We start from the raw sequence: 21,122 nt of genomic DNA, 5'->3' as shown, positions 1-21,122 counted from the left end.
CCTCTACAAAACTTCCTTTTTATTCAAAATTATCTTACTTCTACCTCAAACATACCCTGATCTTTATCTTGCCAAGAAATGTTGTAAGTAATATTTTCAGTTCCATAAGTTGTAATCAGGTCTGCCGTACAAACACGAACTTCAGATTTCTCGTTATAGTTCTTAGCATTAATCTCATCAACTTTAGCAGATTCTCCAACAACATAAAGCTCACCATTTTCATTTTTACGCAGATCACGTAAACTTTGGTATTTAAATGGTTTCTTTGCAGGAATTGTTCCATATGCAGACTCTTCAATTTCATCTAATTTGACAAATTTTCCGACTTCAATAGAACGTTGATTGATTATTTGCTCAATTAAATTCCTTGCCTCCTTTGAATCACAAGCAGGCAATCCCCCGCAGGCAGATAATAAAGGCATAATCATCAGCGATAAATATCTTAATTTCATCTTGCACCTCTTTAAATTAAAATAGTCTAAATCTAAAAATTCTGTATTACAAAACAGAAGTATTGCATAACAATACTTATTATGCAAATAGTTTTGTGATTAGATACAAATTTTTATCGTATTTTCTTACCATTAAGGAATGAATATCGGAACCGCCATACACTATCTACGTAAGCAAAGAGGTTGGACACAACAGCAACTTGCCGACTTTGCCAATACCTCTAAAAGTAATATTTCAAACTTGGAAAATGGAAACCAAGGATACAGCCCTGCAATACTTCAATATTTAGCTAAAGCCTTCGGCTGTTCAGTATCACAAATTTTCTTGTTAGCCGAACAATTGGAAAAACATGAAGATATACAAAAAAATTGGCAAAATATGCCTATTGACAGTTTGTTTATTCAACTTCCATCTGAAATACAAAATACCCTTCATCAATTAATTATTAGCCTGATTCAAACACATAACAAAAATTACTGAAGTGGAATATAAATAACGCACCACCGATCTTACCTCTATTTTCAGACGGCATAAAAAAGCTGCCCGATTTTTTTCGGGCAGCTTTTTTTGCCGATACGGATTTAATCCGCCATTGCCATCAGGCTGGCGTTGCCGCCGGCGGCGGTGGTGTTGATGCTGCATGAGATTTCTTCAAACACCTGTACGATGTCCAAGCCGTTTTCAGACGGTAGGATTCGAATCAGCGGGCCGTCGGTGGCGGCGGCGGTCTGTTTGATTTCGACCGGCAGGGTTTCCAGTGCGGCGATGTGGCTGATACCGGCTTGCTGCGGTTGGGCGCTGACGAGCAATAGGCCGTTCAGTTTGTCGGCATGTTCGGCCAGCGGGCTGTCGTTGCCGACCACGGCCATCACACCTGCGGCGGCGAGGTAGGTCAGTGCGGTGAAGGCTTGCGCCAGTGTGCCGCCGTATAGCCATACCCGTTTCGGGGCGTGCCAGCTTAGGATGTTGCGTTCGCCGGTCGGGCCGCTCAATATGCTTTGGGCTTGCCGCAGGGTGCGGATGCGTGCCTGACCCAATGCGGCTGCGGCGGCTTTTTGTTCGTCTACCAAGAGCGGTAAACTGTGCAACACGTCTTCCAGTCGTTTGAGGGCGGCTTGGTCTGCCTGACCGATTTTGCTCAGGGTCGGCATAACCCATTCTTGCAGACGGCTCAGGCGTTGCAGGTAGAACGGGCCACCGGCTTTCGGGCCGGTGCCAGACAAACCGTGGCCGCCGAACGGCTGTACGCCGACCACTGCGCCGACAATGTTGCGGTTGATGTAAACGTTACCGGCTTCGATACGGCTGCGGATATGGTCGATGGTGGCATCAATCCGGCTGTGTACGCCGTGTGTGAGGGCGTAGCCTTTGCTGTTGATTTGGTCGATCAGGTTGTCGAGCTGGTCGGCACGGTAGCGGATAACGTGCAACACGGGGCCGAACACTTCCCGTTGTAATTCGTTGAGGTTGTTCAGTTCAAACAACACCGGCGCAATAAAGGTGGATTGTGCCGCATCAACATTTTCAGACGGCCTGATTTCGTGGTATGCCTTGGCGACGGTTTTCATTTTGGCAATGTGTGCCGCCAGATTCTGTTGGGCTTCGGCATCGATTACGGGGCCGACATCGGTGATCAGGCAGCGCGGGTTGCCGACGTTCAGCTCGTTCATTGCGCCTTTAATCATGCCGATCATGTGGTCGGCAACGTCTTCCTGTACGCATAAAATCCGCAGGGCGGAACAGCGCTGACCGGCCGAATCGAAGGCGGAATTCAAGACATCGGCACATACTTGCTCGGCTAAGGCAGTGGAATCGACAATCATGGCGTTTTGGCCGCCGGTTTCGGCAATCAATACCGGCTGGTCGGCACGTTTGGCTAAGGTTTGGTTAATCAGGCGTGCCACTTCGGTCGAGCCGGTGAAAATCACGCCGCCGATGCGTTCGTCCTGCGTCAATGCTGCGCCGACATCGCCTGCGCCCAATACCAGCTGCAATGCGGCGGCAGGAATACCGGCTTGGTGCATTAAGGATACGGCGTAGGCGGCAATCAGGCTGGTTTGTTCGGCGGGTTTGGCAACCACGGTATTGCCTGCGGCCAGTGCGGACACGACTTCGCCGGTAAAAATTGCCAACGGGAAGTTCCACGGGCTGATGGCAACTACTGTACCCAAACTTTGATTATCGGCCGGTAAGGTCTGCTCGGCTTCGTCGGCATAATAGCGGCAGAAATCGACGGCTTCCCGCACTTCGGCAATGGCGTTGTTGAGCGTTTTGCCCGCTTCCCGCACCGCCAGCATCATCAGCACCGGCATATTCTGTTCAAACAAATCGGCAATGCGGCGCAGGCAGGCGGCACGTTCGGCAGCCGGCGTTGCGTTCCATTGAGCTTGGGCGGCAACGGCAGCGGCAACGGCTTCTTGCGCCAAATCGGCATCGGCAAAGCTGACCGTGCCGACCACATCGCTGTGATCCGCCGGATTGCGTACCGGCTGTTCGGCGGCAACGCTGCGGCTTTCTCCATTCACCAGAGAGGCCGTCTGAAAATGCTGTTGCGCCGCTTGGTTCATCTGTTCCTGCAATTCTTGCAGAATGTGTTCGTTGCTCAAATCCAAACCTTGCGAATTCAGACGGCCTTTGCCGTATAAATCTCTCGGCAGCGGCAACGCCGGATGCAGGTGGATACCCTGTTCCGCCACGGTGTCAAACGGACTGCGGATTAATTCGTCAATGCTGATTTTTTCATCAACGATTTGATTGACAAATGAAGAGTTTGCCCCGTTTTCGAGCAGACGGCGCACCAAATACGCCAACAGCGTTTCATGCGTGCCGACCGGCGCATAAATCCGCACTCTGCGGCCGAGGTTTTTCTCGCCGACCACTTGGTCGTACAGGGTTTCGCCCATGCCGTGCAGGCATTGGTGTTCAAAATCTTTGCCTTTGCCCATTTGATAAATCGCCGCCAGCGTGTAGGCATTGTGGGTGGCAAACTGCGGGAACACGGCATCTTGCGCCGCCAGCAGTTTGCGGGCGCAGGCAAGATAGGAAATATCGGTATGCACTTTGCGGGTATAGGTCGGGTAGCCGCTCATACCGTCCACCTGCGCCCATTTGATTTCGCTGTCCCAATATGCGCCTTTAACCAGACGAATCATCAGTTTCTGATTATTGCGGCGTGCCAAATCAATCAGATAATCAATCACAAACGGGCAGCGTTTCTGATATGCCTGCACCACAAAACCAATGCCGTTGTAGCCCGCCAAATCGGGATCGGACACCAACGCTTCCATCAAATCCAGCGACAATTCCAGCCGATTGGCTTCTTCGGCATCGATATTGATACCGATATTGTATTGTTTACCCAAGAGATACAGCGCTTTGAGGCGGGGCAGCAATTCCTCCATCACCCGCTTGTGCTGCGCCCGCACATAACGGGGGTGAATGGCGGACAGTTTCACCGAAATGCCGTTGCCCTCATACACGCCCGCCGCACCTGCATCTTTGCCGATGGCATGAATCGCATTGATATAGTCTTGATAATAACGGTCGGCATCCGCCTGCGTATAAGCCGCCTCGCCCAACATATCGAACGAAAAACGGTAGCCCATTTTTTCACGCTCTTTGCCGTTTTGCAGCGCTTCCTCAATCGTCTGTCCGGTTACAAACTGCTTGCCCAGCAGACGCATCGCATAATCCACGCCCTTGCGGATTAACGGCGCACCGCCCTTGCCCATCATGCGGGTCAGCGCCGCACCAAGGCTCTGTTCGTCACTTTTCGCCGTCAGCTTGCCCGTTACCAGCAAGCCCCACGCCGCTGCATTAACAAATAAAGACGGGCTGTTGTTGAGGTGTTTTTTCCAATTGCCGTCTGAAAGTTTGTCGGCAATCAATTTATCCCGGGTTGCCTTATCCGGAATCCGCAGCAACGCCTCCGCCAAACACATCAGCGCCACGCCCTCTTCGCTCGACAGCGAAAACTCGTGCATCAGCGCATCTACGCCGCTGGCCTTAGTACGGCTCGCCCGCACCTGCGTGACCAAACGGCGCGCCAAACTGTCGGCGGCCTGCTTCTCTTCATCACTCATCTGCGCCTGCTGCAGCATATCCTGCACGGCTTCGATTTCATCACGACGGTAGGCACGGGTTACCGCATCGCGCAAAGCGCTTTGTTGCTGATGGGCAAAGTGGAACATAATGGGGTTTCTCCTGAACAAAATGAAAATGCTCGATTTCTTAAACGCAGCGGCCAAACGGCCGAACTTTGATATTCTAATGCAAATGAAAGCGATTTTCTTATTATTTTTTGATTTAAGTTAATTATTGCTGAAAGAATTTTTCTGATTGGTGCTGTTTTTAACTTTTTGATTGAAAACATCTATGCAAATGTTCATTCGGGCAAATTGACATGCTTGGTTTTGACAGGATAAGTTTTCATATAGAAATTTTTATAAAATAGCCAATTCACTTTAAAAGGCAAAAAATGATGTTGCACTATGATTCACAACAAACTTCCGCCGCCCTCCCGTTTCCCAAACTGGTACAGGCCATCAAAAAGATGTTTTCAGACGGCTGCGAAGTGCCTTTACGCCACAACCATGCCATCAATAACGCCGAAGGCGGCAAACTCGGCACACTCTTATTAATGCCCGCATGGCAGCCGCAATCTTGGCTGGGTGTCAAAACGGTTTCAATTTTTCCCGGCAATCATCAACATCATCTACCCGGCCTGCATTCAGTCTATATTTTATACAGCGCCCAAACCGGCAAACCGGCGGCAATTTTTGACGGCGACAGCATCACTTCCCGCCGGACGGCCGCATCGTCTGCACTGGCCGCCCGTTATCTAAGCAGGGAAAACAGCCGGACTTTGCTGATTGTCGGGGCCGGTTGGGTCGCAGAATTATTGGCCGAAGCCTATTTGAGCGTCCGCCCGATTCAGAAATTCCTGATTTGGAATCAAACGCACCACAAAGCAGAAGCATTAGCCAGCCGGTTGCAGAAAAAAGGGCTGGCTGCAGAAGCGGTGTCCAGCTTGGAAGAGGCGGTAAAACAGTCGGATATTGTCAGTTGCGCCACCTTGTCCACCACTCCACTGATCAAACGGGAATGGCTGCGGCCGGGAACGCATTTGGACTTAATCGGCGGTTTTACGCCCGAAATGCGGGAAAGCGATGATGCCTGTTTTGCCGACACCAGCGTATTTGTCGATACCGAAGAAGCCTTAATGAAAGCCGGCGATTTGCTGTCGCCGATTCAGGCCGGTATTTTTGCGCCCGAACAAGTCAAAGCAACTTTGAGCGATTTATGCCGCAACCACCATCAAGGCCGTCTGAATCAGCATGAAATTACCGTGTTCAAATCAGTCGGCTCGGCGCTGGAAGATCTGGCGGCTGCGGTTTTGGCTTACGAAACCTTAAACCCTTGAAACCTTAAACCCTGAGGCCGTCTGAAAATCAGGTTTTCAGACGGCCTCAGGGTTTATTTCATTCATTCAAATCAGCGTTCGGCACGATATTGTGCATCGGCTTTTTCAAATTTTTCCAGAATGTGCGCATCAGGCTGTTTGCCGAGCAGGGAAACGACAAATACGACCAATCCGCAGGCGATAAAGCCGGGAACGATTTCGTACATGGTCGGCAGACCGGCAGCGGCAAGGGCGGGGTTGGCGAGCTGCGCCCACAATACCACCACAACGGCACCGGCAATCATGCCGAACAATGCGCCGTTGGCGGTCATGCGTTTCCACAATACCGATAAAATCACCACCGGACCGAAAGCAGCACCGAAACCGGCCCATGCGTAGGATACCAGCCCCAATACTTTGCTGTCGGGGTTGGCGGCAATCAGAATGGCAATCACGGCAACCGACAACACCATCAGGCGGCCGACCCATACCAACTCTTTTTGTTCGGCGTTCGGACGCAGGAAGCCTTTGTAAAAGTCTTCGGTGATGGCGCTGGAACATACCAGCAGTTGGCAAGACAGGGTGGACATCACGGCGGCCAAGATGGCGCTCAGGATAATGCCGGCAATCCAAGGGTTAAACAGCAGCGTTGCCAAGGCGATGAAAATGCGTTCGTTGTTGCCGCCCATGGCACTGAGTTGCTCCGGATGGCCGCCGAAATAGGCAATGCCGAAATAACCGACGGCAACGGCACCGCCCAAACAGATAATCATCCAAGTCATGCCGATACGGCGGGCGTTGGTAAGGGATTTGACATTTTCAGCCGCCATAAAGCGTGCCAGAATATGCGGTTGACCGAAATAGCCCAAGCCCCATGCGGCGGTGGAAATAATACCGAGGAAAGTCGTTCCGGCAAACAGGCTGCCGTATTCTTTGCCGGTTTCGGCGGCAACGGCATGAACGGCGGCGGTCATTTCGGCTGCGCCGCCCAAGCTGAGATACACCATAACCGGGGTTAAAATCAGGGCAAACAGCATCAGGCTTGCCTGTACGGTATCCGTCCAGCTCACCGCCAAGAAGCCGCCGATAAAGGTGTAGGCAATGGTCGCACCTGCGCCCAGCCACATGGCGGTTTCATAGCTCATGCCTTCAAACAGACTTTGAAACAGGCGTGCGCCCGCCACCACGCCGGAAGCGCAATAAATGGTGAAGAAAAACAGGATAATCAGTGCCGAAATCACTTTCATCGCCTGCCCTTTGGCACCGAAGCGGTGATAGAAATAATCCGGCAAGGTCAAAGCATTGTTGGCGTATTCGGTATGCACCCGCAGGCGGCCTGAAACCAGCAGCCAGTTGGCCCAAGCGCCGATGGTCAAGCCGATGGCAATCCATGCCTCGCTCAAACCGGTGGCATAAATCGCACCGGGCAAGCCCATCAGCAGCCAGCCCGACATATCCGACGCACCCGCCGACATGGCGGTAACAAACGAACCCAAGCTGCGGCCGCCGAGGATATAGTCGTCAAAGTTGCGGGTTGAGAAATAGGCGGCCAAGCCAATCAGCAAAACCGCAATCAGATACAGCCCAAACGTGATATACATGGGATTCATGTATGACTCCTTATTAAGAAACCGGCGCTGCCGGCATTTTTTCTTCTGATGAATATCGTGAATTCATTAAAAGCAGGATAAGGCGGGAACGCCGTAGCGGTTTTCATTTAATCCACTATAAATAAAAACCATTTTCTGAAAACACTGTAGGCGATTGTAACCAGCAAACGATATTTTGACAAGTTTTTCAAAATTTAACACGATAATATCCGAACAACAAGAACCTGCTGTTTTTCTTATCAATAACCGGCGGGTTTTTATAGTAAATCAACCGAAAAAATATGACACACAGCGAGCCACCCTTCCCCTAGCCCCTTCCCGCCAGCGGGAAGGGGAACAAAGTGCAGATGGAGCAACTTAGCTTGTTGCCCACCACATATTACGACTGTCATTAGTTTGTCGATTTGTATGGAAAATCCGGTGTTTTAACTATAGTCGGAATGTTTTTTAGACGGTTTGCCCGCTTTTCATTCATGCCGTCTGAAAATCGATTTTTCAGACGGCATAGAAATGTGAGACTCAGAAAACCGGTGCAACCTTTGTACAAAATTTCAGGTTTTTTCGGGGTTTGAAGCATCACTGATTTTTGAATAAAAATAGCGGCAAAATCACGAATTTGCCACGAAAATTCACCAAAAATCAAAACTGTTCAAAAAATGATTTTTTGTTAGAATGCCTGTTTTCTCAACCATTTTATTCGGAAGACAACGATGAACCCGTGGATTTTATTGGCCGGTGCGATTGTTTCGGAAGTAATCGGCACAAACTGCCTGAAAGCCAGCGATGGTTTTACCAAACCGTTGCCTGCGGTTATCGCCGTGAGTGCTTTTGTGGTTGCCCTGTATTTGATGTCGGTGATTACCCGCACATTGCCGCTCGGCATTGTGTACGCCGTGTGGTCGGGCGTGGGGATTGTGCTGACGGCTGCAGTAGCGTTTTTTGTTTTCGGGCAAAAACCTGATTTGGCGGGATTGATCGGTATGGCGATGATTATCAGCGGGGTGTTGGTGATTAATCTGTTTTCCCGCTCGTCTGCACATTAACATTAATTGGAATGATATCGCCGAAGCCGTCTGAAAACTGTATTTTCAGACGGCTTCGGCGGTTTTCTGCATAATAAATTCTGTTTAATTACTGTCTGTCGGCGGTGTTTCGCTTTCCTGCGTTGCTTGGATTTCGTTCACTATCTGCGTAACCAGTCTGTCCAAATCTTTCAGATATGCCGTGGCTTTCGGGCTGTTGATGATCACGACGACGACCAGCGGTTTGTCGCCCAACCAATAGCCTGCGAGCGCACGCACGTCTTTGAGCGTGCCGGTTTTCAGGCGCAGCGGGTGGCCTAGGATTTTCAGACGGCCTTTGAGTGTGCCGTCTTCTCCGGCAATCGGCAAGGTGTCGATGAAGTCGGCGGCAAACGGGCTGAAATAGGCTTTTTCCAGCATCTGCCCCATCATTTTGGCACTCACCCGCTCGCGGCGGGACAAGCCCGATCCGTTTTCCAAGATTAAGGGCGACACGTCCACGCCGGACAGCGCCAGTTCCTGCTTCACGGCTTCGGCGGCTTGGCGGGCGGCGGTACGGGCGTTCTCGGCTTTGCCCAGTTTCAGAAATACTGAGCGGGCAATCAGATTATTGGAATGTTTGTTCATCGCCGTCAGGATTTCCGCAAGTGGTTTGGATGGGGCGGCGGCCAGTGTTTTTGCCTGTTTCGGGGTGTCCGCCGCTGCCATGCCGTCTGAAATGCGGCCGCCGTTCTCCCGCCATTGGTTGATAAAGCTGCGGCGGGCAAAATCGGGGGCGGTCAGCATATTGACGAACATTTCTTTGCCCAAGCAGGCGCTCGGTAAATTGCCCGTAAGATGCAGTATGCCGTCTGAAAACCTTGCCTGCAGATGGTTTGCCAGCGACGGGCAAGCTGCAGTAGAGCGGCTCAGGCGGACTTGGTTGTCCTGCGGGATGTCGGGTAGCGGCGGTTTGGTGTGAATCTGCACATTGCCCGCTTCGTCTGTTTGCGGCGTGAGCCACACCACTTTATACGCCAGCATATTCGGGTCGGGCGGGGTCATAAATGTTTCGCCCTCATCGTCGGCAAATTCGGGGGGATTCGGCACGCTGCCCCACAGGCTGCGGTCGAGTACCAGACTGCCTTTGATATGGCGGATACCCTGTTCCCGCAACTGCTGCTGCGCTGCGGCAATATCGTCCTGTTCCAAAGTCGGGTTGCCGCTGCCCTGCCAATACAGATCGCCGTCCAAAGTATCGCCCTGAATTTTGGCACTGCTTTTGAATTCGGTGTTCCAACGGTAATCGCTGCCTAAAATGTTCAAGGCGGTAAAGGTCGTAACCAGTTTCATGGTCGAAGCGGGATTGACGGGCGTATCTTCACGGTGCGCCGCCCAGATTTTGCCGTTGTCGAGCTGCTGCACATACACCGCCGCTTCTTCCGGCGGAATCCGCCCGAAATCCCATGCCGAAGCGCTTAGGGAACACAGGGCAAGACAGGCGGAAAAGAGATGGCGTTTATTCATCATGAGAAAAAGGGAAACGGGTTGGTAAAAGGTTGGCATTATATCGTGAATAAGACAAAGGCCGTCTGAAAATCGGATTTTCAGACGGCCTATAGTGAATTAACCAAAAAAATATTACAACCCAAGTGAACCACCCTTCCCGCCAACGGGACGGGGAATTGTGTGTAGTGTGCATGCCAAAGCATGCACGTGTTCTCTAAATTCCCCATGAATGCCGTCTGAAAACAAGCATAGCGAGTTTCTGCGCAGCTAAAACCGAAGGTTTCGCTAAAACGAGGGTAACGAGTTTCTGCAAAGCTAAAATCAGATTTTCAGACGGCTTCGACATAAAATGCACAGAACAGGTGCGTGCTTTGGCCCGCACCCTACGAGTGCCGGATTAAATGGTATGGATTATTCAGTGAATCCACTATAGCTTCACCCCGTTCGGGTTTATTGTGTAGCGGTTTCGTTGGTGTATCGTTTCAAACCGCCGCCTAAGGCTTTATACAGGTCTGCCATGTTTTCCAAGCGGGTCAGTTGGGCGGCCAAAACGGCGGTTTCTGCGCCATAGCTGCTGCGTTCAGCATCCAGCAAATCCAAGGCGCTGGATACGCCGTGTTTGTAGCGCAGGCTGACTAAACGCAGCGTGTCGGCGTAGGCACGGCTCTGTTTGCCCAATGCGGTGTGGTTTTTATCCAGCTGTTCGCGTGCCACCAGTGCATCGGAAACGTCTCGGAATGCAGACTGCACCGCTGATTCATAGGCGGCAACTTGTGCCTGCTGGCGCAGCTTGGCCACATCGAGATTGGCTTTGTTTGTACCCCAGTTGAAAATCGGCAAGTTGATCGCCGGGCCGAACGACCACATGCGGTTGCTGCCTCTAAACAGCTGATCCAGTTCGGTCGAACCGAAGCCCAGCGTGCCGGTGAGGCTGATGGACGGGAAGAATGCGGCACGGGCGGCACCGATATTGGCGTTTGCCTGTTTCAGGGCAAATTCGGCGGCACGCACGTCAGGACGGTTGAGCAAAACTTCGGAACTCAAGCCTGCAGGCAAACGGCTGATTTTAAATTGTTTGTTCAGCGGCAAACCTTGCGGCAAATCTTCCGGCAACGGACGGTTAATCAGCATCACCAGCGCATTGCGTGCCTGTTCCCGTGCCTGCACGGCTTTGGCATAGTCGGCTTTGGCCGATTCGATCAAGGCTTCCTGTTGGCGCAGGTCGATGGCGGAAATCACACCGGCTTTGTGGCGCAGCTGAGACAGGCTGTAGGTCGCTTCACGGGTTTTCAATACCCGTTGCGCCAAGGCCATGGCTTCTTCGGCGTAGCGTTCGTTGAAATAGGCTTTGGCAACGGACGACACCAGCGTCAAGTGGGCGGCATCACGGTTGGCGGCGCTGTTGAAATAGCCTTGCAGGGCGGCTTCGCTGCTGCTGCGTACTCTGCCGAACAAGTCCAGTTCATAAGCGGCAATGCCCAAGCCGACGGTGTAGGCGTTGGTATGGTTGGCACTGCCGGTCGGGCTTAAATCGGCGGCGGTGCGGGAACGTGTGCCGCTGCCGTTGCCGTTGAGGCTGGGCAATAAATTATTGCGCTCGATCATGTATTGTTTGCGGTAGATTTCCGAATTCAATACGGCGGCACGCAAATTGGTGTTGCGTTCGAGTGCGGTTTCAATCAGGCGGTGCAGGCGGGGATCGGCAAAATAATCCTGCCAACCCAGAGCCGCTGCCTGAATGCCGGGTTCGGCGACATCGTATTTAAAGGTTTCAGCCACGGCAACCTGCGGCTGCTCGTATTTGGGCATCAGCGTACATGCCGACAATACGGCGGCGGTCAAAACGCTGAGTGCGGGGGTGAAATTGATTTTTTTCATCTTTTTAATCCTTGAGGCCGTCTGAAAAACCGTTTTTCAGACGGCCTGTTTCAAGTTTACTTATGGCGTTTTTTACCGGCGGTGTGTTCGATCACGCCGCTTTCGGCTGCGAGTGCTTCAGTCGGCTGTTTGCCTTTGAAGAAGCCTCGAACCACCACATAAAACAGCGGCACCAAGAATACCGACAGCAATGTGCCGATCAGCATACCCCAGAATACCGTTGTACCGATGGCACGCTGGCTGGACGAGCTGGCACCCGAAGCGAGATACAGCGGCACTACGCCCAAAATAAAGGCAAACGAGGTCATCAGAATCGGACGGAAACGCAGGTTCGCCGCTTTCAGCGCTGCTTCCAACGCCGTTTTGCCCTGATCCTGCAAGTCTTTGGCAAACTCGATAATCAGAATCGCATTTTTCGCCGACAGACCCATCACGGTTACAAAACCGACTTGGAAGTAAATATCGTTGGCATACGCCGGAATGCCGCCCAACAGCGCATCAAGCAGATTGCGGCCGCTCACACCAAACGCAGCACCAATCAAGCCCAGCGGAATCACCAGAATCACCGCCAACGGAATCGACCAGCTTTCATACAGCGCAGCCAATACCAAGAAAATAGCGGCACCGGCTAAGGCATACAGAATCATGGTTTGCGAACCGCCTTTCGCCTCTTCGCGAGACTGGCCGCCCCATTCCAAGCTGTAACCGCCGCCCAATTCTTCAACCATCTGCTGCAAGGCAACCATAGCGGCACCGGTCGAATGGCCCGGAGCAGGCGCACCGGTCAGCTCCATCGCCGGATAGCCGTTGAAACGTACGCTCTGCTGCATACCGTTTTCCCAAGACACGGTCGCAAAAGTCGAAAGCGGCACAGCAACGCCTTGACGGTTCGGCACGGTCAGTGCCAACACATCAGCAGGCTGCATACGGCCGGCGGCTTCAGCCTGAACCATCACCCGCTGCAAACGGCCCCGATTCGGGAAGTCGTTGATATACGAACCACCCAATGCCGTACCCAATACGCTGCGGATACTGGAAAAATCAATGCCTTGTGCAGCAGCAGCCTGACGGTTGATGTCGATTTTGAGTTGCGGCGCATCTTCCAAGCCGCTGGCACGCACGGTTTGCGGATTGAAAATCGGGCTTTGACGCATTTTGCCGATCAATTCGTTGCGTTTTGCCAGCAAGGCTTCATGGCCGCTGTTGGTGCGGTCTTGCAGGTAGAACGACAAGCCCGAAGCGTTGCCCAGTTCCATAATCGCAGGCGGAGAAATCGCAATCGCAAAACCGTCTTTAACCGTACCCATAGCGGCACCGGTCAATTTACCGGCAATCGCCGCCGCATTGCTACCCGGTGCATTACGCTCGCTCCAGTCTTTCAGAATCACAAAGCCCATCGCCATATTCTGACCCGAACCGCTGAAACTGAAACCGGATACGCCGATTACGTTTTCCACTTCCGGCATGGATTGGGCGATTTTGGTAATCTGATCAAGCGTTACATCGGTACGCTCTTTGGTCGCACCGGCAGGCAGTTGCACGCTCACCATCACAAAGCCTTGGTCTTCTTCCGGCAGGAATGATCCCGGCAGGCGGGTCAGCAGGAATACGCCGATGGCCGACAATGCCACATACACCACCGCCATACGGCCGGTTTTGCGCAGGATTTTTGCCACCCAGCCTTCGTAGCCGTGGGTTGCGCTGTCAAATTTACGGTTAAACCAGCCGAAAAAGCCTTTTTTCGCTTCGTGATGGCCTTTCGGAATCGCTTTGAGCATGGTGGCACACAATGCCGGAGTCAGCGTCAGAGCAAGGAATGCCGAGAATGCAATCGCCGCCACCATCGTTACCGAAAACTGGCGGTAAATATTACCGGTTGCGCCGCTGAACATCGCCATCGGTACAAATACCGACATCAATACCGCCGTAATACCGATAACCGCACCGGAAATCTGTCCCATCGCTTTTTTGGTGGCTTCTTTCGGCGACAAGCCCTCTTCCACCATAATCCGCTCGACGTTTTCCACCACCACGATGGCATCATCGACCACAATACCGATCACCAATACCATCGCAAACATGGTCAATACGTTAATCGACATGCCCATATACGCAATCACGGCAAACGCCCCCATCAGGGAAATCGGCACCACAATTGTCGGAATCAGGGTGTAGCGGATATTCTGCAGAAAGAGATACATCACGATAAACACCAATACGATGGCTTCTACCAGCGTTTGGATCACTTTTTCAATCGAAATATCGACGAATGTGGACGTATCGTAAGGCACCACCCATTTCATGCCTTCGGGGAAGAATTTTTGCAGCTCTTCCATTTTGGCTTTCACCGCTTTAGCCGTTGCCAAGGCATTACCGCTGTTGGACAGCGATACCGCCATACCGGTGGTGGTCGAGCCGTTGAGTTTGGCGGCGGTAGCATAGTTTTCCATGCCCAAACTGATTTTCGCCACGTCTTTCAGATAAACGTTAGAACCGTCGGTATTGGAACGCAGCATGATGTTGCCGAATTCTTCAGGCGTACTCAACTGGCCTTGTGCGGTAATGGTTGCCGAAATGGTCTGGCCTTCGTTGGCAGGCAGCGCACCCAGCGCACCGGCAGAAATCTGCACATTTTGGGCGCTGATGGCGGCAGACACATCGGCAAACGAGAGATTGAAGTTTTCCAGTTTCTTCGGATCAACCCAAATCCGCATCGCACGCTGTGCACCAAACAGACGCACACCGCCCACGCCGTCAAGACGCTGCAATTCAGGCACGACGTTGCGTTGGGCATAGTCGTTCATTTCTTCGACAGACTGGCTCTCGGAAGTGAGCATCACCACCTGCAGGAAGTTGGAACGGGCTTTGGATACGGTTACGCCGTATTGCTGCACGGTCGCCGGCAGCAAAGCGGTTACTTCCGAAAGTTTGTTCTGCACATTGACCTGCGCCAAATCTTCATTGGTTTCCGGCGTAAAAGCCAACGTTACCGAACCGCTACCGCTCGAATCGGCAGATGTGGTCATGTAGTCCAAACCGTCCACGCCATACATATTGCGTTCGATTACCGACAATACGCTGTCTTCCATCACTTTGGCGGAAGCACCCGGATAAGTGGCGGTCAGGGTAATGGTCGGCGATGCCACCGACGGATATTGGGAAATCGGCAGGCTTTTAATCCCGAAAAAGCCGGCGGCGATAATGAAAATGGCGATAACCCATGCAAAGATGGGCCGCTCAATAAAAAACTTAGACATGCAGCCTCCTCAATTATTTGCTGTCGGAAGCAGCCTGTTCGGCTTCAGAGGCAGCGTGATTATGTGCCGCAGGCATTTGAGGGGCATTTTCAGACGGCTGTTTCCACTCTTTAGGCGTTACTTTTTTCGCACCCATCATACCGGCAATCATCGTACCGTCCACCACTACCTTATCGCCGTCCTGCAAACCGGCAGTGATAATCCAGTTGCTTCCCTGCTGTTGCGCCACAGTTACCTCACGAGGCTCCAAACCGCCTTGTGCATTGACAATCATCACCGTGTCTTTCGCCCCACGGGTTACCGCCTGCTGCGGCACGACAAACGCATTGGCAACATCGGCCTGATTCATCAGCACACGCACATACAGCCCCGGCAGCAATACATTATCATCATTCGGAATTGCCGCACGCAGCGTTACCTGACCGGTAGATTCATTCACAGTCGGGTCGGCAAACAGCAGGCGGCCGGTTTGGTTGTACATCTTACCGTTTTCAAACTTAATGCCCACTTCGATACCGCCATTCACCGTTTGCAGCTTGCCCTCGGCGAAATCCTGACGCAGCTGCATAATATCGGTGGCAGACTGGGTAACATTGACATACAGCGGATTGTTTTGCTGAATGGTTGCCAACACCGTTGCATCACCCGCATTTACCAGCGTACCTTCCGACACATTCGATTGACCGATAAAACCGGAAATCGGTGCCGTAATCCGGCTGCGGCGCAGGCTGATACCGGCCGACTTAATCGCCGCACGGGCCGCTTTCACGCCCGCTTCGGCAGAACGGCGTGCCGTTATCGCCGCATCAAACTCCTGACGGCTGATGGCATCCGCCTCAACCAAAGGTTTGTAGCGGGCAATATCCGCATCGGCTTTCAACAATGCCGCCTCAGCCGAAGCCAGTTGCGCCTTGGCACTTTCCAAAGCCGCTTCGTAAGTCGAGCTGTCGATTTGATACAGCGGCTGACCGGCACGCACATAGCTGCCCTCTTGGAACAAACGTTTTTCGATAATACCGCCGACCTGCGCCCGCACCTGCGCCGTACGCACCGATTCCAAACGGCCCGGCAATTCAGTTACCAGCGACACCGTTTGCGGGTAAACCGTTACCACGCCCACTTCCGGAGCCGGCGCTTGTTGAGCCTGCGCCTGAGCGGCTGCCTGTTCGTCTTTATTGCCGCAAGCGCCCAGCGCCAAAGCAGCGGCGACGGCCAAAGCCGCCGCCTTCATTGTTTTATGAGAAGCATGAAAAACCATGTTTTTTCCTATTTTTTTCCTATCGTTATCAATCAATACATCGTGGCCAACCACGAAAAAACATCATCAGTCGAAATGATAAGCCGCCATTATACATACAACCTTGCATGTTAGAAAGTTATTTTTTATAATAAGCGTTTAAGCGACCACTACCACGGTAACCATAATGAGAAAAACCAAAATCGAAGCCCAAAAAACCCGCGAGCATTTAATGCTGGCCGCCCTTGAAACCTTCTACGACAAAGGCATCGCCCGCACCTCGCTCAACGAAATCGCCCAAACCGCCGGCGTAACCCGGGGCGCACTCTACTGGCATTTCAAAAACAAAGAAGACCTCTTCGATGCCTTGTTCCAACGCATTTGCCAAGACATAGAAAACTGCATGCAGAACGATTTGCAGCAAAACAACAGCAGCAGCTGGCAAAGTTTCGAGCAATTGTTAGACAAATTTTTTACCCGCTTGGAACACAACGACATCCACAACAAGTTTTACACCATTCTCTTTTTCAAATGCGAACGCATTGAAAAAAACCACGCCATTACCGCAATTATCCAAAAATACCATTCCATCTGGCACGACAAACTCACCGACATCCTGAACGCCTGCATTCAGGAAGGCGAATTGCCCGCCAGCCTCGACATCAATTTTGCCATCATCTTCATCAAATCCAACACCGACGGCTTAATCAAACAATGGCTCTCCTCACCACAGGATTTCCGCCTCAGCGAAGCCGCCCCCCGCCTGATCCGAATCATGCTGGACACCCTGAAAACCCACGCCCTGATTCAACAACAAGCATAAACCCTTGCTGAATAAAACAGGCCGTCTGAAAATCAGAAAATCCGATTTTCAGACGGCCTCGGTTTATTGAATTAAATGGTTTCAAACCATGGTGGATTCATCATACCACCTAAAGCATCAACCCTACCGAATGCAATTATTCTGTTATTTTTAGCAAATTATTTCAAACAAACGTCGTTTTACCTAGTTTCCTACCCATGTTTCCTTTACAATCAAATCCAGTTGCACCTTCGTGCCGCTTTTGAACAGTGCCGCATTGCTCAAACGGTGCTGAATACTTTTTACGATAAAGTGAAATAACATAAGAAAAATACAAGGCCGCAAGCCGAAGACGGTACAACCGAAACGGCTGGGCAAACCCACGCAGTAGGTTTCTTATTTTAGTTCACTATAAAAAGGAAAAACATGCGCTTACTACCTGTTTTGCTTCCCCTGCTTCTGCTGCCCTCGTTGGCTCAGGCTGCCGATTTCAACGGCGCTGCACTGCCGCTGTTGTGGGGTTTGCCGTTTGCCTTAATTTTGCTGTCTATTGCCTTAGGCCCGCTCTTGGTGCCGCATCTTTGGCATCACCATTTCGGCAAAATCACGGCTTTTTGGACCTTGTTGTTCCTGATTCCCTTTACCTACACGTTTGGTGCACAGGCTGGTATCCATACCGTTGCCCATGCCATGATTGAAGAATATATCCCGTTTATCATCATTTTGTTTGCTCTGTACACCATTTCCGGCGGCATTTTGGTGTGGGGAAATCTGCACGGCTCGCCCAAGCTGAACACCGGCCTGCTCGCCATCGGCACACTGCTTGCCTCTTTAATGGGGACAACCGGCGCTGCGATGCTGATGATACGCCCGCTGATCCGTGCCAACGACAACCGCAAGCACAAAGTCCATGTGGTTGTATTCTTTATCTTTTTGGTTGCCAATATCGGCGGCGGCCTTACACCCTTGGGCGATCCGCCGCTCTTTCTCGGCTTTTTGAAAGGCGTGGATTTTATGTGGACGGTGAAACACATGGCCGTACCCGTATTAATCAGCGTTGTGGTTTTGCTGACCGTCTTCTATTTGTTGGACAGCTATTTTTTCAGTAAAGAAGACGAAATCGCCGCCAAAGACCCGACTGCCGACAGCAAGTTGCAAATTTTCGGCAAATTCAATTTATTGCTGCTTTTCGGCGTGGTTGCCGCCGTGTTGATGTCCGGCGTATGGAAACCGTCGCACCCCGGTTTCAGCATTTTAGGCAGCCATTATTCCCTGCCGAACTTGACCCGGGACATTATTTTACTGCTGCTGGCCGGTATTTCCCTGATGTTTACGCCGAAACAGGTGCGTGCCGGTAATGAGTTCAACTTTGAACCGATTGCCGAAGTCGGCAAACTGTTTTTGGGCATCTTCATCACCATTGCGCCGGTATTGGCGATTTTGAAAGCCGGCGAAAGCGGAGCGCTGCACAGCGTAGTGTCTTTGGTTCACGATGCCCAAGGCGATCCGATTAACATTATGTATTTCTGGATGAGCGGCATTCTCTCCGCCTTTTTGGACAACGCCCCGACTTATCTGGTGTTTTTCAATATGGCAGGCGGCGACCCTGCGTTCCTGATGACCGGTATGACCCACACCCTGCTTGCCGTATCCATGGGTTCGGTGTTTATGGGCGCACTCACCTATATCGGCAATGCACCGAACTTTATGGTGAAAGCCATCGCCGAACAACGGGGCGTAAAAATGCCGAGCTTCTTCGGCTATATGGCATGGTCGTTCGGTATCCTGACCCCGCTGTTTATCCTCCACACCCTGATTTTCTTTGTGTGGCAGATATTTTAAGCCCTCAGGCCGTCTGAAAATGCAGTCGTGCCATAGTGAATTCACTTTAAAAGTATTACTGCGTTGGCTCGCCTTGCCGTACTAGCTGTACTGTCTGCGGCTCGCCGTCTTGTCCTACTTTTAAATTAAATTCACTATATTTTCAGACGGCCTGCAAAAATTCAAACGCAAAATGCCGTCTGAAAAACGCAGTTTTCAGACGGCATCGGTTTATTGAATGGTTTTAAACCATCAACGTGTTACCGGTTTATAGCGGATACGTTTCGGTTTCGCACCCTCTTCACCGAGCCGGCGTTTTTTGTCTTCTTCGTATTCCTGATAGTTGCCGTCGAAGAACACCCATTTGGAATCGCCTTCGCAAGCGAGAATATGGGTGGCGATGCGGTCGAGGAACCAACGGTCGTGGGAAATCACCATCACGCTGCCGGCAAATTCGAGCAGGGCATCTTCGAGGGCACGCAGGGTTTCTACGTCGAGGTCGTTGGATGGTTCGTCCAGCAGCAAGACGTTGCCGCCGCTCAACAGCGTTTTCGCCAAGTGCAGCCGCCCCCGTTCGCCGCCAGACAGGTTGCCTGCGATTTTGCTCTGATCGCTGCCTTTGAAGTTGAAGCGTCCCAAATAGGCACGGGCGGGGATTTCAAACTGTCCGACCTGTAAAATATCCCGTCCTTCGGCGATGTTGTCGAACACGGTTTTGTCGTTTTGCAGACCTTCCCTGCTTTGGTCAATCAGGCTCATTTTCACAGTCTGCCCGATTTTCACTTCGCCACAATCGGGTTGCTCTTTGCCGGAAATCATTTTAAACAGTGTGGATTTACCCGCACCGTTCGGGCCGATAATGCCGACAATCGCACCCGCAGGCACTTTGAAGCTCAAATCGTCAATCAGCACTTTGTCGCCGAATGATTTGGAAACTTTCACAAATTCAATCACTTCGTTACCTAAACGCTCGGCAACGGGAATAAAGATTTCTTGCGTTTCGTTGCGTTTTTGGTATTCGTAATTGCTCATTTCTTCAAAACGTGCCAAACGGGCTTTGGATTTAGCTTGGCGGCCTTTGGCGTTTTGGCGCACCCATTCCAATTCCTGCTTCATGGCTTTGACACGGGCGGCTTCGGTTTTGGCTTCGGTTTCCAAGCGTTTTTCTTTTTGTTCCAGCCATGAAGAATAATTGCCTTTCCACGGAATGCCGTGTCCTCGGTCGAGTTCCAAAATCCACTCGGCGGCGTTGTCGAGGAAATAGCGGTCGTGGGTAACGGCGACCACCGTGCCGGGGAAACGCACTAAGAATTGCTCCAACCACTCTACCGATTCAGCGTCCAAGTGGTTGGTCGGCTCGTCCAACAGCAGCATATCGGGCTTGCTCAACAAGAGTTTGCACAAGGCGACACGGCGTTTTTCACCGCCCGACAACACGCCGATTTTGGTGTCCCAATCGGGTAAGCGCAAAGCGTCGGCGGCGATTTCCAACTCATGCTCCGCACCGCCGCCCGAACTCGAACCGGCGGCGATAATCGCTTCCAAACGTCCCTGCTCTTCCGCCAAAGCGTCAAAATCGGCATCGGGATTGGCATATTCGGCATACACTTCTTCCAAACGCTTCTGCGCCGCCGCCACTTCGCCCAAACCGCTTTCCACTTCTTCACGCACGGTTTTTTCAGGATCAAGCTCCGGCTCTTGCGGCAGATAGCCGATTTTAATGCCGCCCATCGGCACGGCTTCGCCTTCAAATTCTTTATCCACGCCCGCCATAATCCGCAACACGGTGGACTTGCCCGCACCGTTCAAACCGAGCAAGCCGATTTTGGCGCCGGGGAAAAACGACAGCGAAATGTCTTTAATAATGCTTTTCTGCGGCGGCACGACCTTGCTTACCCGCAGCATGGAATATACATATTGTTGGCTCATAATCACCCTCTCTGAACGATATATCATGAAATCGTCAAGTTAATGCGCAGCTTGCTTTTTGACGGTTTCAACATAGTAAATACTTGGCTGTATCCGGCGAAAATCTGCGTCCGGCCTGTTTTTCAGACGGCCTAGGCCGTCTGAAAACGCATACAGCAATGCCCGTATTCTACCCGATTTAGCGTTTCCGTTTACAGTTGATTTGCAACACCGCTGCGTCCCTC

The 21,122-nt window shown here is 51.8% G+C and carries 13 protein-coding genes; 5 read left to right on the top strand and 8 right to left on the bottom strand.

The window, feature by feature from the left end; translation table 11 throughout:
* Window positions 1-29: 29 nt before the first annotated feature.
* Window positions 30-452: a hypothetical protein gene (locus PJU73_RS01400; protein WP_237091365.1), complete on the bottom strand. Its 423-nt coding sequence runs from the start codon at window positions 450-452 to the stop codon at window positions 30-32.
* Window positions 453-591: 139 nt separating this feature from the next.
* On the opposite strand from PJU73_RS01400, the gene PJU73_RS01395 reads away from it, so the two are divergent.
* Window positions 592-933, top strand: a complete 342-nt coding sequence (locus PJU73_RS01395) for a helix-turn-helix domain-containing protein (protein ID WP_237091366.1) — start codon at window positions 592-594, stop codon at window positions 931-933.
* Between the two features lie 101 nt (window positions 934-1,034).
* Here PJU73_RS01395 and putA read toward each other — a convergent pair whose 3' ends face one another.
* Window positions 1,035-4,643 (bottom strand): bifunctional proline dehydrogenase/L-glutamate gamma-semialdehyde dehydrogenase PutA, encoded by a 3,609-nt coding sequence (gene putA, locus PJU73_RS01390; protein ID WP_237091367.1) that lies wholly within the window; start codon window positions 4,641-4,643, stop codon window positions 1,035-1,037.
* Window positions 4,644-4,930: 287 nt separating this feature from the next.
* Here putA and lhpI point away from each other — a divergent pair, with 287 nt between their 5' ends.
* Window positions 4,931-5,875, top strand: a complete 945-nt coding sequence (lhpI, locus tag PJU73_RS01385; protein ID WP_237091368.1) for a bifunctional Delta(1)-pyrroline-2-carboxylate/Delta(1)-piperideine-2-carboxylate reductase — start codon at window positions 4,931-4,933, stop codon at window positions 5,873-5,875.
* A gap of 71 nt (window positions 5,876-5,946) precedes the next feature.
* Here the strand turns inward: lhpI and putP are convergent, their stop codons facing one another.
* The gene (gene putP / locus PJU73_RS01380; RefSeq protein WP_237091369.1) at window positions 5,947-7,464 is read right to left on the bottom strand and encodes a sodium/proline symporter PutP; all 1,518 of its coding nucleotides are present in this window, start codon (window positions 7,462-7,464) and stop codon (window positions 5,947-5,949) included.
* 710 nt (window positions 7,465-8,174) lie between these two features.
* Between putP and PJU73_RS01375 the strand changes: the two genes are divergently transcribed.
* Window positions 8,175-8,507, top strand: a complete 333-nt coding sequence (locus tag PJU73_RS01375) for a DMT family transporter (protein WP_237091370.1) — start codon at window positions 8,175-8,177, stop codon at window positions 8,505-8,507.
* Window positions 8,508-8,591: 84 nt separating this feature from the next.
* Here the strand turns inward: PJU73_RS01375 and dacB are convergent, their stop codons facing one another.
* From dacB to PJU73_RS01355, 4 genes are all read right to left on the bottom strand, one after another.
* Window positions 8,592-9,995, bottom strand: a complete 1,404-nt coding sequence (gene dacB / locus PJU73_RS01370) for a D-alanyl-D-alanine carboxypeptidase/D-alanyl-D-alanine endopeptidase (protein ID WP_237091371.1) — start codon at window positions 9,993-9,995, stop codon at window positions 8,592-8,594.
* A gap of 429 nt (window positions 9,996-10,424) precedes the next feature.
* A complete protein-coding gene (locus PJU73_RS01365) occupies window positions 10,425-11,852 on the bottom strand; it encodes an efflux transporter outer membrane subunit (RefSeq protein WP_237091372.1) in 1,428 nt (475 codons plus the stop codon).
* A gap of 56 nt (window positions 11,853-11,908) precedes the next feature.
* Window positions 11,909-15,109 carry an efflux RND transporter permease subunit gene (locus tag PJU73_RS01360; RefSeq protein WP_237091373.1) on the bottom strand — a complete coding sequence of 1,067 codons (3,201 nt, stop codon included), beginning with the start codon at window positions 15,107-15,109 and terminating at the stop codon, window positions 11,909-11,911.
* Window positions 15,110-15,122: 13 nt separating this feature from the next.
* Window positions 15,123-16,367 (bottom strand): efflux RND transporter periplasmic adaptor subunit, encoded by a 1,245-nt coding sequence (locus tag PJU73_RS01355; protein WP_237091374.1) that lies wholly within the window; start codon window positions 16,365-16,367, stop codon window positions 15,123-15,125.
* Between the two features lie 166 nt (window positions 16,368-16,533).
* Between PJU73_RS01355 and mtrR the strand changes: the two genes are divergently transcribed.
* The gene (mtrR, locus tag PJU73_RS01350; RefSeq protein ID WP_237091375.1) at window positions 16,534-17,169 is read left to right on the top strand and encodes a multidrug efflux system transcriptional repressor MtrR; all 636 of its coding nucleotides are present in this window, start codon (window positions 16,534-16,536) and stop codon (window positions 17,167-17,169) included.
* A gap of 405 nt (window positions 17,170-17,574) precedes the next feature.
* A complete protein-coding gene (locus PJU73_RS01345) occupies window positions 17,575-18,990 on the top strand; it encodes a sodium:proton antiporter (RefSeq protein ID WP_237091376.1) in 1,416 nt (471 codons plus the stop codon).
* Between the two features lie 231 nt (window positions 18,991-19,221).
* Here PJU73_RS01345 and ettA read toward each other — a convergent pair whose 3' ends face one another.
* The gene (gene ettA / locus PJU73_RS01340; RefSeq protein ID WP_237091377.1) at window positions 19,222-20,898 is read right to left on the bottom strand and encodes an energy-dependent translational throttle protein EttA; all 1,677 of its coding nucleotides are present in this window, start codon (window positions 20,896-20,898) and stop codon (window positions 19,222-19,224) included.
* Window positions 20,899-21,122 lie beyond the last annotated feature (224 nt).

This window comes from Neisseria lisongii, from assembly GCF_028463985.1.
In the GTDB taxonomy this organism is placed as follows: domain Bacteria; phylum Pseudomonadota; class Gammaproteobacteria; order Burkholderiales; family Neisseriaceae; genus Neisseria; species Neisseria lisongii.
The sequence above is the reverse complement of the archived record's forward strand: the minus strand, read 5'-3'. Positions and strand labels throughout refer to the sequence as shown.

Coding starts and splice junctions, on each gene's coding strand:
- PJU73_RS01345 (WP_237091376.1), top strand. CDS start 17,575: ATGCGCTTACTACCTGTTTTGCTTCCCCTGCTTCTGCTGCCCTCGTTG.
- putA (WP_237091367.1), bottom strand. CDS start 4,643: ATGTTCCACTTTGCCCATCAGCAACAAAGCGCTTTGCGCGATGCGGTA.
- PJU73_RS01365 (WP_237091372.1), bottom strand. CDS start 11,852: ATGAAAAAAATCAATTTCACCCCCGCACTCAGCGTTTTGACCGCCGCC.
- putP (WP_237091369.1), bottom strand. CDS start 7,464: ATGAATCCCATGTATATCACGTTTGGGCTGTATCTGATTGCGGTTTTG.
- ettA (WP_237091377.1), bottom strand. CDS start 20,898: ATGAGCCAACAATATGTATATTCCATGCTGCGGGTAAGCAAGGTCGTG.
- PJU73_RS01360 (WP_237091373.1), bottom strand. CDS start 15,109: ATGTCTAAGTTTTTTATTGAGCGGCCCATCTTTGCATGGGTTATCGCC.
- PJU73_RS01400 (WP_237091365.1), bottom strand. CDS start 452: ATGAAATTAAGATATTTATCGCTGATGATTATGCCTTTATTATCTGCC.
- lhpI (WP_237091368.1), top strand. CDS start 4,931: ATGATGTTGCACTATGATTCACAACAAACTTCCGCCGCCCTCCCGTTT.
- PJU73_RS01375 (WP_237091370.1), top strand. CDS start 8,175: ATGAACCCGTGGATTTTATTGGCCGGTGCGATTGTTTCGGAAGTAATC.
- mtrR (WP_237091375.1), top strand. CDS start 16,534: ATGAGAAAAACCAAAATCGAAGCCCAAAAAACCCGCGAGCATTTAATG.
- dacB (WP_237091371.1), bottom strand. CDS start 9,995: ATGATGAATAAACGCCATCTCTTTTCCGCCTGTCTTGCCCTGTGTTCC.
- PJU73_RS01395 (WP_237091366.1), top strand. CDS start 592: ATGAATATCGGAACCGCCATACACTATCTACGTAAGCAAAGAGGTTGG.
- PJU73_RS01355 (WP_237091374.1), bottom strand. CDS start 16,367: ATGGTTTTTCATGCTTCTCATAAAACAATGAAGGCGGCGGCTTTGGCC.